14 protein-coding genes and 1 pseudogene are annotated in these 14,452 nt (G+C 63.1%); 7 read left to right on the plus strand and 8 right to left on the minus strand.

Annotated elements, in window-relative coordinates:
- The first annotated feature begins 11 nt into the window (after positions 1 to 11).
- The gene (locus tag ADBZ9O_RS11925; protein ID WP_526531409.1) at positions 12 to 506 is read left to right on the plus strand and encodes a hypothetical protein; all 495 of its coding nucleotides are present in this window, start codon (positions 12 to 14) and stop codon (positions 504 to 506) included.
- A gap of 17 nt (positions 507 to 523) precedes the next feature.
- Here the strand turns inward: ADBZ9O_RS11925 and ADBZ9O_RS11930 are convergent, their stop codons facing one another.
- The 4 genes from ADBZ9O_RS11930 to ADBZ9O_RS11945 form a co-directional block, all read right to left on the minus strand.
- Positions 524 to 1,375 (minus strand): alpha/beta fold hydrolase, encoded by an 852-nt coding sequence (locus ADBZ9O_RS11930; protein WP_526531411.1) that lies wholly within the window; start codon positions 1,373 to 1,375, stop codon positions 524 to 526.
- Between the two features lie 105 nt (positions 1,376 to 1,480).
- Complete coding sequence (locus ADBZ9O_RS11935) at positions 1,481 to 1,873, minus strand: Rieske (2Fe-2S) protein (RefSeq protein WP_526531413.1); 393 nt, start codon at positions 1,871 to 1,873, stop codon at positions 1,481 to 1,483.
- 1 nt (position 1,874) lies between these two features.
- A complete protein-coding gene (locus ADBZ9O_RS11940; RefSeq protein WP_526531415.1) occupies positions 1,875 to 3,041 on the minus strand; it encodes an amidohydrolase family protein in 1,167 nt (388 codons plus the stop codon).
- A gap of 20 nt (positions 3,042 to 3,061) precedes the next feature.
- Complete coding sequence (locus ADBZ9O_RS11945; RefSeq protein ID WP_526531417.1) at positions 3,062 to 4,159, minus strand: amidohydrolase family protein; 1,098 nt, start codon at positions 4,157 to 4,159, stop codon at positions 3,062 to 3,064.
- Between the two features lie 156 nt (positions 4,160 to 4,315).
- Between ADBZ9O_RS11945 and ADBZ9O_RS11950 the strand changes: the two genes are divergently transcribed.
- Positions 4,316 to 5,491, plus strand: a complete 1,176-nt coding sequence (locus ADBZ9O_RS11950) for an acyl-CoA dehydrogenase family protein (protein ID WP_526531419.1) — start codon at positions 4,316 to 4,318, stop codon at positions 5,489 to 5,491.
- A gap of 61 nt (positions 5,492 to 5,552) precedes the next feature.
- Here the strand turns inward: ADBZ9O_RS11950 and ADBZ9O_RS11955 are convergent, their stop codons facing one another.
- The 4 genes and pseudogenes from ADBZ9O_RS11955 to ADBZ9O_RS11970 form a co-directional block, all read right to left on the minus strand.
- The gene (locus ADBZ9O_RS11955; RefSeq protein WP_526531421.1) at positions 5,553 to 6,920 is read right to left on the minus strand and encodes a cytochrome P450; all 1,368 of its coding nucleotides are present in this window, start codon (positions 6,918 to 6,920) and stop codon (positions 5,553 to 5,555) included.
- 40 nt (positions 6,921 to 6,960) lie between these two features.
- Positions 6,961 to 7,155, minus strand: a complete 195-nt coding sequence (locus ADBZ9O_RS11960) for a ferredoxin (protein ID WP_526531424.1) — start codon at positions 7,153 to 7,155, stop codon at positions 6,961 to 6,963.
- Positions 7,156 to 7,218: 63 nt separating this feature from the next.
- Positions 7,219 to 8,079: a mycofactocin-coupled SDR family oxidoreductase gene (locus ADBZ9O_RS11965; protein ID WP_526531426.1), complete on the minus strand. Its 861-nt coding sequence runs from the start codon at positions 8,077 to 8,079 to the stop codon at positions 7,219 to 7,221.
- 54 nt (positions 8,080 to 8,133) lie between these two features.
- A pseudogene (locus ADBZ9O_RS11970) lies at positions 8,134 to 8,232 on the minus strand (TauD/TfdA family dioxygenase); the annotation flags it as partial.
- A gap of 324 nt (positions 8,233 to 8,556) precedes the next feature.
- Between ADBZ9O_RS11970 and ADBZ9O_RS11975 the strand changes: the two are divergent.
- The 5 genes from ADBZ9O_RS11975 to ADBZ9O_RS11995 are packed head-to-tail and all read left to right on the plus strand — an operon-like array spanning position 8,557 to position 14,442.
- On the plus strand, positions 8,557 to 10,047 hold the full coding sequence (locus ADBZ9O_RS11975; protein ID WP_526531428.1) for an aldehyde dehydrogenase family protein: 1,491 nt from the start codon (positions 8,557 to 8,559) through the stop codon (positions 10,045 to 10,047).
- A 7-nt stretch (positions 10,048 to 10,054) separates the two neighbouring features.
- Complete coding sequence (locus ADBZ9O_RS11980) at positions 10,055 to 11,263, plus strand: CaiB/BaiF CoA transferase family protein (protein ID WP_526531430.1); 1,209 nt, start codon at positions 10,055 to 10,057, stop codon at positions 11,261 to 11,263.
- 17 nt (positions 11,264 to 11,280) lie between these two features.
- On the plus strand, positions 11,281 to 12,477 hold the full coding sequence (locus ADBZ9O_RS11985) for a Zn-ribbon domain-containing OB-fold protein (RefSeq protein ID WP_526531432.1): 1,197 nt from the start codon (positions 11,281 to 11,283) through the stop codon (positions 12,475 to 12,477).
- The gene (locus ADBZ9O_RS11990; protein WP_526531434.1) at positions 12,474 to 13,643 is read left to right on the plus strand and encodes a thiolase family protein; all 1,170 of its coding nucleotides are present in this window, start codon (positions 12,474 to 12,476) and stop codon (positions 13,641 to 13,643) included. Before ADBZ9O_RS11985 ends, ADBZ9O_RS11990 begins: the two co-directional genes overlap by 4 nt.
- The gene (locus ADBZ9O_RS11995) at positions 13,633 to 14,442 is read left to right on the plus strand and encodes an MlaE family ABC transporter permease (protein WP_526531436.1); all 810 of its coding nucleotides are present in this window, start codon (positions 13,633 to 13,635) and stop codon (positions 14,440 to 14,442) included. The genes ADBZ9O_RS11990 and ADBZ9O_RS11995 overlap by 11 nt, the downstream gene beginning before the upstream one ends.
- Positions 14,443 to 14,452 lie beyond the last annotated feature (10 nt).

Consider the following 14,452-nt stretch of genomic DNA (forward strand, 5'->3'; position numbering starts at 1 on the left):
CGCTTGCGCGCATGCGAACGGCGGTGGTGCGTGTCGGTGTCGATCCCTGGGGTGCCCTGTCCGCAGATCAGCTCGCCGCCGGCATGACGGCACTGGTCGAGTTGGCCGGCGACGCAGGTGTATCGGTGATCGACCTGGATCTGGCGGCGCTGCCGCCCAGTAGGCGTGAGGTGGAGGTGCTGCTGGCCAGCGACGATCGCGAGCGTGCGCTCTCCATCGCGATGCAGTTGTGTGCCAACGCTTTCGAGCCTCTGGGCGGGACGTCGGTGCCTGGTGTGGTGACGTTCGTCAGCCGGGGAACCGATGACGATGCCCACGGCGTGCTCGCCGGTTTCGGTCTGGCCGGGCAAATCCAGCGACTCCCCGGTGGAGAAGGTTGGGACATCATCGAAGTGACGTTGAGCAAGGCGGATCTGACCCGGGTGCCGGAGAGTCGCATCCACACGGCGCTGGAGGCCTCGCTGAACTGTGAGGTGCGGATCCTCGTCGATGAGGACCGGGCGTGACACCGGTGTCGTGACCATCAGCGGTCGAGAAACTCGAGGATCGCTGGGGCAGCCTGCACCCAGGTGTCGAAAAGGCAGAACTTGCCGGTCGCGGTGAACTTCTCACCGGCGCGCTCCCAGGCATCCTCGGGCCACGGCGGCTCGATCAGCTCGGAACCCTTGATCAGGCAACTGACTTCGAGGGAGGTCCGCTTGGGATGATCCCAGTCGTTCTCGCCGCCGCGGATGATCAGGGTCGGAACTTTGATGTTGTCGAACAGGTCATCGGGTACGCCGGGGATGGTCTGGCCGGGTTTGGACACGAATGCGTTGAGCCAGCGCAGCATCACCTTGAGGAACTCATCGCCGTCCAGGGCGCGCAAGCGCGCTTCATTTTCCGGATTCTCGGCGATTCGCTCTTTCCATTCCGCCACGCGCAGTAGCCCTTTGATCCCGAGGCCGCGGACCGCGAGGATGCTCGGCACGATGTAGTGCCCACCGAGAACGAAAGAGCCATACACCCCGCCGACGATGTTCCACACCACCAGTTTGGTGACCAGTTCGGGGTACAGGATGGTGGTGATCATCGAGTCCCTGGCACCACCGGAGCCACCGGCGAGGATGCACGGCCCGATATCGAGTCCGGTGATCAGAGCGGCGAGGGTTTCGGCCCGCAGATGTGATTCGCTCAGCCCGTAGAACTGCACGTCGGATTTTCCGCAGTTGGGTCGGTCCCACAGCAGCACCCGGTAGCCACCCTTGGCCAGCGCCAGGGCCAGTGGGCGCAGCCCGGGAATGTCCTTGCTGAACCGCCCGCCAGGGGTCAATGCGATGAAAGGGCCATCTTTGCCGAGGATTTCGTAGACGACCTTGCCGCCATTGATCTCCATGGTCTTCTCACCACGTCGCAAGGGGGCTTTCGGGGAGGCTTTGGCGGGGGCCTTGGGGGATGCCTTTGTGGGAGCCTTGGTAGGCAAAACGTTCTCCTGTAACTGTCAGGCCATGACCAGAACGTCGTTGCCGACGACCCGGACGGGGTAGGTGCGAATACTCCACTCCGGTTTAACCGCAGTGGTTCCCGTGGCGAGCTCGAAACCCCATTGGTGCCAGGGGCAGAAGATGAACTCGTTGTCCCGGACCATCACCGCGTCACCGGGGGCGTTTTCGTCGACGACATTACGTCCCCGGGTTCGTCCTGAGCACAGCGGACCGCCTTCGTGTGGGCAGTAATTGGCGATCGCGTAAAACGTGCCGTTGACGTTGTAGACGCCGACGCCGTGGCGCCCGATCGGGACCAACTTGTGTGTGCCGGAGGGGATTTCGTCTACGGTGGCGACGACGTGTTCACGCCCCTGCGCAAGCCGGGGCGGCGTGTTCTCAGTAGCCAACTCAGAAAACCCGTACCTGACCCTCGAGCACCGGAACAGTATCCGGCAGCTTGTAGGTCTCGATCCCATTGCGGAACATGATGGCTTCGCGCGCGTGTTCGGGGAGGTGCTTGACCAACCAACGTGGGTCGTCGAACGTCCAATGCGGATAGTCGCTGCTGTAGAGCAGGATCTTCTCGCACTCCATCCACTCGAACGCACGGGACAGTTCCGTCTTGTCCTCGGGATAATCCAGCGGTTGGGTGCTGAACTTGATGTGGTCCTTGACGTACTCCGACGGTTTGCGCTTGATCTCCATCCAGGACTTACGTTTTTCGTAGATGGCGTCCATCCGCCACATCAGCGGCAGGATCCACGTGAATGCGTGTTCGATGAACACGATCCGTAGGTTGGGATGTCGGTCGAAGGTGCCGTCGAAGATCAGGCTCATCACCTGGTTCGCCGCCAGCAGCGAGTAGGTGACCATGAAATCGTGGTTGTAGCTTGGCAACCCGACCGGCGGGATGGGCAGCGTCTCGTAGACGCCCCGGGAAAGGTGGCAGCTCACCGGCATGTCGTATTTGGTGGCCGCTTCCCAAACCTTGTCGTAGATCGGGTCACCCCAGGACGGACGGGGCTCCGCCTTGATCAAGATCTGCGACATGTAGGGGTGTTCAGCCCACTTCTCTATCTCGGCGGCGGCGCCCGCCTGATCTTCGATGGCCACGCAGATGGATCCGCGCCAGCGCTCGTGCCAGTTGTTGTGGCTGTCCAGCCAATTGTCCGCCAGCCAGGAGTTGGTGGCGGTGCAGTACGCCGATGTGGCCTCAGCGAGGCGGGACTCACCGTGGGTCGGCTCAAGGATGGCGATATCGGAACCGGCTTCCATGATCAGCTGCCGCAGCGCCATATCGGGGTCACTGCAGGCGAATTCACCGTCGGGCGGGAAGGTGTCGACCCGCATCGCGTACGAGTGTGCGTAATCGGGCGCGTCGTAATAGATGGAGTCGCCGACGTGGTGATTGAGAAAGTACTTGCTGCGCCACGGTTCGGGGATGTAGTCCACCAGCTGTCCGCGTTTGGGCATCGGGTGGACGTCGGAGTCGACGCACCGCACCGCGATGCGTTCGGCGGCTGGCACTCGTGGCTGGGCTGAAATATTCAAGCCTGACGTGCTCGAAGTCGTCATGGTGGCCTCCTCGGTTGACTTTACTGTGCCCCAAGGGCGGACGGAATGGCTGGACTTTTTATGCCGTACAACTCGGCGGCGTTGCGCCAGCACAGCTTGTCGCGCTGCTCTGCGGAATAACTGCTGGGGACGGTGAGTTCGTTGCAGTCCCAGTGCGGATAGCTGGAGCCGAACATCGTCATATCGTCCTTACCGGTGAAGCCCAGCCATTCGCCGGCGAATTCGGTGTCGCCGGGACCGTCGAACAGGCCCTGGATGAAGTAGATGTGGCCCGGCAGATAGTCACTGGGCATCTTCGGCGCCCATGGCGTCTGCTCGAGGTGCGGTCGACCGAAGCAGTCCATCCGCCATATGAAGGGTGTCAACAGGTCCGCGGCGCCGTCGGCCCAGACGAATTTCAGCGCAGGGCTACGCTCGAAAACACCCTCGGCAATCATGTTCATCAGGTGGTAGAGGTAGTTCAGCGACATGAACGACAGGTACTGCTCGTAGGTGCGGGTTTTCCCCGACGGTGTCGGCGGGAACGCGATCCCCGCCCCCACCTCGATATGCACGGAGACAGGCAGATTCGCCGCCACCGCCGCATCCCACAACGGCCAGAATTGCGGTTTGCCGTAGAGCTCGCGGGATTGCAGCGGAATGCCGATCTGCACGACTCCCGGGTGATCTTTGTACTTGTCGATCTCGCGTAGTGCGCCGACGATATCGTCCGGGTTGACGCGGATGGTGCCGCGGAACTTATCGCCGAATTCCCCGTCGAGCCAGCGGGTCACCAGCATCTCGTTGTGCGCCGCAGCGAGCGCCGTGCCCAGGTGTCGGTCGGGCATGATGCCGCGGGTCATCGGATGCAGGATCGCGATATCGACTCCGCGGTTGCCGAAGAGTTCCTCGGCCACCAGTTCGGGATGCGATCCGGGGTACTGCCGTTGGGGTCCCTTGCTGCCTTTGACGTACTCGCCACCAGGGGCGCCGTACCAGTCCATCTCGTAGTCGGGGAAGCCTCGGCTACTGAACGGCTCGCGCAAAAAGGTCTGCCGCAGCTCCCGGTTGGACTGGCAGAAGATGTGCACGCTGGCGTCGATGACCGGGGTCCGGGTGCCGTCTGCCAACTCGATCACGAGAGCCGCCGATTGGTGGTAGCGCACAGTTGGCGGGGGTGTGGCGCACAGGGCCTAGCGTCGAACATGTCTCTCATAGTACAACCCCGTTCTTCAAGAGCAAGAATGATATTCTCGCACGGTCCGTGCAGCTTGTTCCAGTCTTCGAGGAGTCTCGTGCAACTCACATTTGACGCCGATGTCGAGGAGTTCCGGGGCGAGTTCGTCGGCTTCCTCGACGAGCATCTGCCCGATGAGGCGGCGACCACCGAGCGACCTCAGTCCTGTTCGGACATTCCGCAGTGGGCACGGCGCTGGCAGCGCCTGCAGTTTGACCATGGTTGGCTCCTTCCTGGCAACCCGCCCGAATACGGCGGACGTAACGCCACGGTCCTGCAGCAGTACGCACACCAGGAAGAACTGTCCAAGCGGCGGATCTACCACAGCTACAACCCGCAGGGCGTCGGCATCGTGGCAGCGTCGATCCTGTCGTTCGGCACCGAGGACCAAAAACAGCGCTGGGCCGTGCCGATCCTGCGCGCCGAGATGACGGCATCGGTGGGGATGAGTGAGCCCGGCGCCGGTTCCGATCTGGCTTCGCTGCGGACCAAGGCGGTCGCCGACGGCGACGATTTCGTCGTCAACGGCCAGAAGGTGTGGACATCGGGGGCACATCACGCCGATGTGCTGATGACGCTGGTCCGCACCGATCAGGATGCACCCAAACACAGGGGCATCAGCGTCGTCCTGATTCCGACCGACAGCCCCGGTCTGGTGCGGCGGCCGTTCGCCACCATCTGTGAGAAGGACGATCTCGATTTCAACGAGGTGTTCTTCACCGATGTTCGGGTGCCGAGAGAAAATCTGGTCGGCCCGCTCAATGCCGGCTGGAAAGTCGCCAACGGCGCCCTCGGTCACGAGCGCACCATGATGTGGATTCAGTTCGCGCAGCGGTTGCACAATCTGATCCGCGATTTTCACCCGGCGGACGCACTGGAACGTGACCGCTACGCCACCTTGTTGATGGACCGGCAGGCGCTGGCGCTGATCGGTTCGGCAGCCATTGCGCGCGCGTCTCGCGGCGAGGATGACCTCGGGTCGATTGCGGTGCTCAAGGTGCTCGGTTCCGAAGCTGAACGCGAAGCCTCGGAATATGCGTTGGCGGCCGCCGGCGCCGAGGGTCTGCTCCACCCGGCGACGACGTCACCGTATGCCCCGTATGACCTGGACTACCTCTCCGCCAGTTGGTTTGAGCGATACGCCCGCAGCTTCGGCGGCACCATCGCCGGTGGGACATCGGAGATCCAGCGCAATATCATCGCGACCCAGGTGTTGGGCCTGCCGCGAGGCTGACGGCGTGATTTCGGCGCGCAAACCCGCGGTCACCACGGCTCAGCGCGCCGAAATCACAGCGTCACCAATCGATTACGGCCGCTTCCTTGCGTTCGGTGATCGGGCGCGCGAGCTCCTGCTCATTGCAGATGCGCTGCAACTGCGCAAGAGTTTCGTCGAGACTCAGGCCCAACCGCTTGCCCGGTGTGAACGTCGCGGGCAGATGCTTCATCCCCTGAATGACGCCGATGGTCTCGTAGTGCTCGGTGCCTTCGGGATCGCAGACATAGTCGGGCATCCGGTCGAGGACGGCCGTGAGCATCGACTTGAAAACCGTCCTGGCCACATTGGAGCCGACGCAGCGATGCACCCCGATGCCGAAACTGAAGTGCCGGTTGCCTTTTCGGTCGAGAATGATCGAGTTCGGTTCCTCGAAGACCGCTGGGTCACGGTTGGCCATCGCCCACGAGATCCACAGGCGTTCACCTTCTTTGAACTTCGCACCCTCGAATTCAGTATCGGCGGCGAAGGTTCGCCCATCCCCTGGGGCGGGTGTGTAGAAGCGCAGAAATTCCTCGGTGGCCGGATTGAGCAGGGTGTCGCGTTCCCGGCTGAGCAGGGCGCGTTTATCGGGATTCTGCGACAACCATTCCAGCGAATGTGCGGTGAGCGCGGTGGTGGTGTCGAAACCACCGCCGATGACCAAACCGAGATTGCCGAGGATCTCCAGGTCGGGTGCGGGTTCACCGTCGATGCGCAGTTCCAGCAGCGCGTTGACCAGACCGGGGCGTGGGTTGGCCCTGATCTCCATCATGGTGTTGATCATGTCGATGCCCATCTGCCGATTCATCTCGGCGACGCGCGGGGCGTCGGGCGAATGCTCCGGTGTGGACACTCCTGCGTGGGCGGGTTCGCTGTAGATCAACCATTTGTCGAGCTCGATACCCATCATCGCCAGGGTGAGCACCGCAGGCACGATGTTGGCCAGGTCATCGACGAAGTCGATCCGGCCGGTTTCGATCTTCTCGTCGATGGCCGCCCGCGTGATCTCGTCGACGAACGGTTCCCACCGCTTGATCGCGGCGGGGGACAGGTAGGGATTCAGGGCACCGCGGTAGGTGCTGTGCTCGGGCTCGTCCATTTCCAGGATGCCGCCCCGCACGACGGTGGCGCGCTGGGCTTTGGGAATGGTGATGCCCTGGTAGCCCTTTCGTTCCCCGCGCAGATCGTGATCATTGGACACCACCGGGCAACGGGCCAGCTCGAACACCTCTTTGCTGCCCGCGGCCACCCAATGCCCGTCGTAGGCCTCGGTCCACGCCATCGGACATTTGGCGTGCATCTCCTCGGTGATCTTCTGGAACTGGTCGCGGTACTCCGGAGTGTGCCTGTCGAAGTGGTACGGGTTGTTCTTCGGATCGGTGTCGGCAACGGTGTCGTCGACGCTCACGATGCTGTCTCCCTTGATCAAGCAATGGTCGGTGCGGCCATCAGTCTTCGATGGTGATGGCCTGTTCGGGACATGAAAGTGCGGCCTCGCGGACCAGGTCCTCCTGATCGGCGGGGATCACATCGAAGGCCACCGATGCGTGCCCGTCGACATCGTCGAGTGTGAACGCGTCGGGCGCCGTCATCGCGCACAGTGTGTGTCCCTGGCAACGGTCCGGGTCAACCCAAGCCTTCACTGGAATCCTTTCGGCTGTCCATCAGATGTATCGAGTTCGATTGTGTCCCAGATGATTCAATCATCAAACGTGGTAGTCGTACCACTTCAGATAGCCACCGGCGTCCACGCGCAGTTGCATGCCCGTGACGAACCGCGACTCGTCGGAGGCCAACCACAGCACCGCGTTGCTGATGTCCTCGGGCTCGATGTAGGGCACCTTCATGGCCTGCTGGATGCCGAAGACCGGTTCGGCGTCGGCGCGGGTGGGGTGCTCCAGATCGGGCCGGAACGAGCGGTACATCGGTTCGCTCTGCAGCATGTCGGTATTGCAGTTGGTCGGGTGGATGACGTTGGCGCGCATTCCGCGCACCGCAAGTTCGGTGGCCAGGTCGTGGACGTACTGAGAAATCAACCGCTTGGACGTCATGTACGCCATCCCACCGGGATCCGAGCCGGGGTTGTCCTTCTTCGAGGCATCCATCAGCGCCGCGGACGACGCCGTCGCGATGATCGAGGCACCTTCTTTGAGGTGGGGCAGCGATACCTGGATCGCGTTGATGGTGCCCACCAGGTTGGTGTTGATGACGTCGGTCCAGGTCTGCAGCGGCGGATGACCCTTCATGCCAGCGATACCGGCCTGCGCGACGACGATGTCCAACTTGCCCAACTCGGCGATGCCGTTGTCCAGTGCCGCCCTGAGCTGTTCTGCGTCACGGACGTCGGCCTGGGCGATCACGGCCTTGCGACCCGCCTTCTCGACGAACTGCGCAGTCTCCTCGAGGTCTTCGAGGGTGGCCAACGAATAGCCGATGCTGTCGATATTGGCGCAGATGTCGATCGCGATGATGTCGGCGCCTTCCTCGGCGAGTCTGATCGCATGACTGCGCCCCTGGCCGCGGGCGGCGCCGGTGATGAATGCGACCTTGCCCTCAACACGTCCCACAGGATTTCCTCTCGTTAACTGGGCTGAAAGTTCGAAGTGTGATGGCGGCCGTCGTCAGGACCAGGCTTCGTCGCCGGCGATGGTGGTCCGGCGCGTGGTCCGCTCCGATGACGGGTCGTAGGGCAGGGCGCGATGCGACATACCGGTGTTTTCTCGCGGCGCGCGCAGAGCCATCATCGCCGAGCTCGGCACCGCCTGCGGAGGCGCCGACGACCTCAACCCCGAGCGCCTGGGTGAGGGCAATCGTCTCGACTTTCAAGAATCTCCCTTTCGATTGCGAGAACCGTACTCTCGTACATAAGTGTCACGCAAGGTTTGTGAACGGGCAGTCTTGAAATGCGCAAACGGTTCGGATGCGGGTTCCGGCCCGTGTTGACAGGGCCCCGCCGGTACTGGTTAGTTGCTTGAGTTCTCGTATGGTGAATGTCACCTTCGCGTAGGATGAGAATGAAGTTATCGAGCAATCAGGAGGCTGGGATGGCATCCGCCGAGATCACCAAGGTCGAACGAAACGGGCAGGTTCAGCCCGCCGACCGACTGATGCTGATCGACGGACAGCTCGTCGACGCGCAGGTGACATTCGCCAGCCTCAACCCGGCGACGGGCGAAACTCTTGGTTACGCCCCTGATGCAACCGTCGCCGACGCCGAGGCGGCGGTGGCCGCGGCCAGGCGCGCGTTCGACACCACAACATGGGCCACCGATGTCGAGTTCCGGGTGCACTGCCTCGAGCAGCTACACAAAGCTCTGGTCGAGCACCGCGATGAGATCGGTCAGCTGACTACCGACGAGGTCGGCGCCACCCCGGCGCTACTGACCGGCGCGCAACTCGATCAGCCCATCGAGATCGTCCGCTACTACGCGGATCTGTTGAAGACGTATCCGATGGTCCAGGACCTCGGCAATATCGAAGCCCGCGGCCAACAGCATCACCGCTGGGTGGAAAAAGAGGCGGGCGGCGTCGTCGCCGCGATCATCGCCTACAACTACCCGAACCAGTTGGCACTGGCCAAGATTGCACCCGCGTTGGCCGCAGGCTGCACGGTCATCCTCAAGGCCGCGCCGGACACACCCCTGGTCACTCTCGCGCTCGGCGAGCTGATCGCCAACCACACCGATATTCCTGCCGGTGTGATCAATGTGCTCAGTGGTGCTGACCCTGCGGTAGGCGCGGTGCTGACCACCAGTCCGGACGTGGACATGGTGACGTTCACCGGCTCGACCCCGACCGGGCGCCGAATCATGGCCGCTGCCAGCGAGACTCTCAAACGCGTCTTCCTGGAATTGGGCGGCAAATCGGCCGCCATCGTGCTCGACGATGCCGACTTCAACACCGCAGCGATGATCGCGGCCTTCTCGATGGTGACCCACGCCGGACAGGGCTGCGCCCTGACCTCGCGCCTATTGGTGCCTCGCTCACGCCGCGACGAGATCGTCGAGCTCATCAAGGGCAACTTCGCCCTTGTCCGCTACGGCGACCCGAACGACCCCAAAACCTATATGGGCCCGCTGATCAGCGAGAAGCAGCGCGACAAAGTCGACGGTATGGTCAAGCGCGCTGTCGAGGCCGGGGCCACCTTGGTCACGGGCGGGGAGAAGAAGAGCCCTGGATTCTTCTACACACCGACCTTGCTCGCCGACGTGGACCCCGACAGCGAGATCGCGCAGGAAGAGGTCTTCGGGCCGGTCCTTGTGGTCATCGACTACGAGGATGACGACGACGCGGTCCGCATCGCCAACAACTCGATCTACGGATTGTCCGGTTCGATCTTCGGTGGCGAGGACAGGGCGCTGGCGCTGGCCCGCCGGATCCGGACCGGAACGTTCAGCATCAACGGCGGCAACTACTTCAGTCCCGATGCACCCTTTGGCGGTTATAAGCAGTCGGGTATCGGTCGCGAGATGGGCGAGGCCGGACTCGAAGAGTTCCAGGAAAGCAAGACCTTCGCGACGGTGGTCACCGAATGAGCGAGCAATGAACTTGCCTCTGGACGGGATCCGCGTCCTGGAAGTCGCGATGTACGGGTTCGTTCCGTCGGCCGGAGCGGTGTTGGCCGAGTGGGGTGCCGATGTCATCAAAATCGAGCACGCCGTCACCGGTGATCCCCAACGCGGGTTGCGTCAGACCGGACCGCTGAAGGTCGAGGGTGATCCCAACCCGAATATCGAGCACGCCAACCGCGGTAAGCGCAGCGTCGGACTGGATGTGTCAATACCCGAGGGCCGCGAGATTCTCCTCGAACTTGCCCGCCGCGCAGACGTTTTCCTGACGAGCTTTCTGCCAGGGCACCGCAGGAAGTTCAGTATCGATCTCGACGATATTCGGGCGGTCAACCCAAAGATCATCTACGCCAGGGGAAGTGCGCTCGGCCCACGCGGGATCGAGTCGGAGAAGGGCGGTTACGACATGACCGCCTTCTGGTGCCGGGCCGGAACAGCCGCCACCATCACCCCGCCCGGGGTCGAAGGGATGATCGGCCCCCCGGGGCCCGCCTACGGCGACACCATCTCCGGGACAAACCTCGCAGGTGGGATCGCCGCGGCGCTACTCAAACGTGAGCGAACCGGCGAGCCGTCGACTGTCGATGTCTCTCTGCTCGGCAGCGGGCTGTGGGCGATGGGCCACACCATTGCGCTGACCTCACATCTCAACCAGCGCCTGGTCGCCCAGCCGCCGGGTGTGCACGGGTCACCGATCAATCCACTCGTCGGTGTCTACGCGACCAAGGATGACCGCTACATCTCGCTGGTGATGATGCAGCCGACCAAGTTCTGGGCCGATGTGTGCACGCACATCGACCGTACGGATTTGATCGACGACCCACGGTTCGCCACCGCCGAATCGATTGCGGCGCATACCGGCGAAGCCGTCGCCATCCTGCGCGAGGCGATCGGGGCCCGCACCCTGCCCGAGTGGAGTGAGCGCTTCGCCACCCTGGCGGGACCGTGGGCTCCCGTGCAGGACACGTTGCAGGCGGCCGATGACGCACAGGTCCGGGCGAACGAATACATCGTGCGCGCAGGCGATCTGGACCTCGTTGCCAATCCCGTGCAGTTCGATGTCACCGCCCCGCACACCGGGCCTGCGCCGGCCTTCGCCGAACAGACCGATGACGTGCTGGTCGAACTCGGTCTGGACTGGGATCGCATCATCGAGCTCAAAACCGCTGGCGCGGTTACCTAGGTCGCTGGAGAGACTTAATGCCGTTCATCGCTGCGATAGGTACGTATCTGCCCTGTTGGGGGTGTGATGTACGTCGCATTGCCGGTGACGATGAGGATGCGATCACACTCGCGGTGGAGGCAGGTCGGGCTGCGTTGCGCGACGGCGCAGCGGTGGAGAATGTGGTGTTGGTCAGCCGTGACCTGCCACTGACCGAGAGCAGTAATGCGGCCGTGCTGTTGGCCGGCCTCGGGCTCGATTCTGAACTGGAGGTCACCGAGCGTCTCGGGGGCGCACCAGCGACACTCGATGCACTCAGCTCGGCACGACCGCGGACCATGATCATCGGCGTCGATGTGGACCCGGCCGGGGCTGCGGCGATCGTCACCGCCGAGCGCGGTCTGCAGGTGCGCACGGCCGCTCGGGTGGCCCGCAGCCTGCCGGTGCGCACCCGCAATGCCGTTGGCGTCCTTAATGATTACGGTGACCCGCGGCTGCTGCACGAACGCGGCCTGGTGGCGTCTTTGGAGGCGGCGTGGCTCGACACCCCCGTCGCCGTCGCCGGAGTGGAGCACACGCAGGCTGCCGAACTGTGCATCGGGAAACCAGCTGAGCTTCCGACCACCGGGGCAAGCGCGGGACTGTTTGCGCTGTCCTACCTCGCCGAAGCGGGGATCACCGGGCCGTTGGTCGCGGTCGAACAGGCCAATCTGTCCGGCCTCACCGTCGTGGGCGGCACCACACAGGTGTACCGCCACGAACCGGCGGCCCGCCCGATGCCCGCAACCAGCTCGATCTCCGATGCCAACATCCCCATCTCGTTGGCCGCCTACGAGCGTGCCTTCGAGGCCAAGACCCGGTGGGAAGCAGGCAAGTTTGCCGACAGTGCGCAGCTGGACTTCCCGCCGCGGTATCGCGTGGCCGAAAATGGATCACTGGCAACGGACTACGAGCTTGTTGCGCTGCCTCGGGTCGGTACGGTCTACACGTCGGTATCTGTTCACCTGCCCGTTCCCGGATTGCGGACGCCGTACGCGCTGGCGATCGTGGCGCTCGACGGGGTGGATGTGCGGGCGCTGGTGAAGGTGACTGGCGCTGAACCGGACTCGGTGGATATCGGCGATCGGGGCCGATTGGTCTTGCGTAGGGTGGCCATGCGGTCCGGCGTGCCCGATTACGGTTATGCCTTCCAGCCCGAAGCCCTCCAACTCGAACCGGAAGCGGGGGCAGCGTGAGGAACGTTGCCGTTGTCGGGGCGGGTATGACGCCGTTCGGCGAGCATTTCGCGCTCGGCATCAAAGATCTGTTACCGATGGCCTTCGCCGAATGTGCGGCCAGCGTGGACAAGGGTATCGAAAAGACCGAGCTTGACGCCGCGTGGTTCGGTTCGATGGGGACCACCGACGGTTTCCCGTCCGGGATCCTCGCTGACTCCCTCGGACTTCCCGACCTCCCGGTGACACGGGTCGAAAACTCCTGTGCCTCGGGTAACGACGCGGTGCGTAATGCGCTGTTCGGCATCGCTTCCGGCGCTTTCGACGTGGCGCTGGTAATGGGTGCCGACAAGCTGCGTGAGACAGCTTCGAAGGCGATGTTGTGGGAGTGGGAGGCCATGGCTCGCGATATGGCCTGGGATTACCCACTCGGCCTGGTGGCGCCCGTGGGTTTTGCGTTGCATTTGAAGCGCTATTTGTACGAGTCGCCGGCCACGCGTGAACACATGGCGATGGTCGCGGTCAAGAATCACCGCCACGGGGTGAAGAACCCCAAGGCACGCTTGCGTTTCGAGATCACCATGGAGGAGGCGCTGGCGGCGCCGACCGTGGTGACTCCGTTGGGAGTATTCGACTGCGCGCCGCAAAGCGACGGTGCCGCAGCGCTGATCCTGGCCGCCGAGGATGTCGTCGACCGGTTCACCAGCCGGCCGGTATGGATCCGCGGTGTCGGACTTGGCCTGGATTCCGTAATGCACCAACATAAATCGGATCTGACAACATTCCCGGCCACCGTGCGGGCCGCAAAGAAGGCGTTCTCGATGGCCGGACTGACGCCCGCTGACATCGATATCGCCGAGGTACACGACTTCTTCACCGGGGTGGAGATGATCAGCTACGAAGACCTGGGTTTCGCCGATCGGTTCGAGGCCCACAAGCTGCTCGACGCCGAGGTGACCAGCGTCGGTGGAGCCCTGCCGGTCAACCCCAGCGGCGGACTCAAATGCAAAGGTCACCCGCCGGGTGCCACCGGCGTGGCACAGTGCGTCGAGCTTTTCGAACAGTTACGAGGAGAAGCCATCAACCAGGTCGACGGAGCTCGTTTTGCGTTGGCGCACAACATCGGTGGACCCACCGCCGTTTCCGCCATCACGATTCTTGAAGGGCCGGCAGCGTATGGCGGTTAAGGGTTCGGGTAGGTGGGCGGTGGGGTTGCCGGCGTTGCGTGGTGCGTCGGGGCCGATGTCGGCTATTGGTGGGTTGTTCGCGATGTCGGCGGATGCGGTGAAGTTTGTTTTTGTGCGGCCGTTTCAGTGGCGGGAGTTTTTGGAGCAGTCGTGGTTTGTGGCGCGGGTGTCGTTGGCGCCGACGTTGTTGGTGGCGATTCCGTTCACGGTGTTGATTTCGTTCACGCTCAATATTTTGTTGCGGGAGTTGGGGGCCGCTGATTTGTCGGGGGCGGGTGCGGCGTTTGGTGCGGTGACCCAGGTGGGTCCGTTGGTGACGGTGTTGATTGTGGCCGGGGCGGGGGCGACGGCGATGTGTGCGGATTTGGGGTCGCGCACGATCCGCGAGGAGATCGACGCCATGGAGGTGTTGGGCATCAATCCGGTGCAGCGGTTGGTGACTCCGCGGATGTTGGCTTCGGGTTTGGTGGCGTTGTTGCTCAACAGCCTGGTCTGCATTATCGGGATACTTGGTGGCTACCTGTTTTCGGTGTTCGTTCAGGATGTGAATCCGGGTGCGTTCGCGGCGGGGATCACGTTGTTGACCGGGGTGCCGGAGTTGATCATTTCGTGTGTGAAGGCGGCGTTGTTCGGTCTGATCGCGGGGTTGGTGGCGTGTTATCGGGGGTTGACGATCACCGGTGGTGGTGCGAAGGCGGTGGGTAACGCGGTCAACGAGACGGTGGTGTACGCGTTCATGGCGTTGTTCGTGGTCAATGTGGTGGTCACGGCCATCGGTATCCAGATGACGTCGAAGTGAGGGATCTCTG

The organism is Mycobacterium sp. (genome assembly GCF_965229105.1).
In the GTDB taxonomy this organism is placed as follows: domain Bacteria; phylum Actinomycetota; class Actinomycetes; order Mycobacteriales; family Mycobacteriaceae; genus Mycobacterium.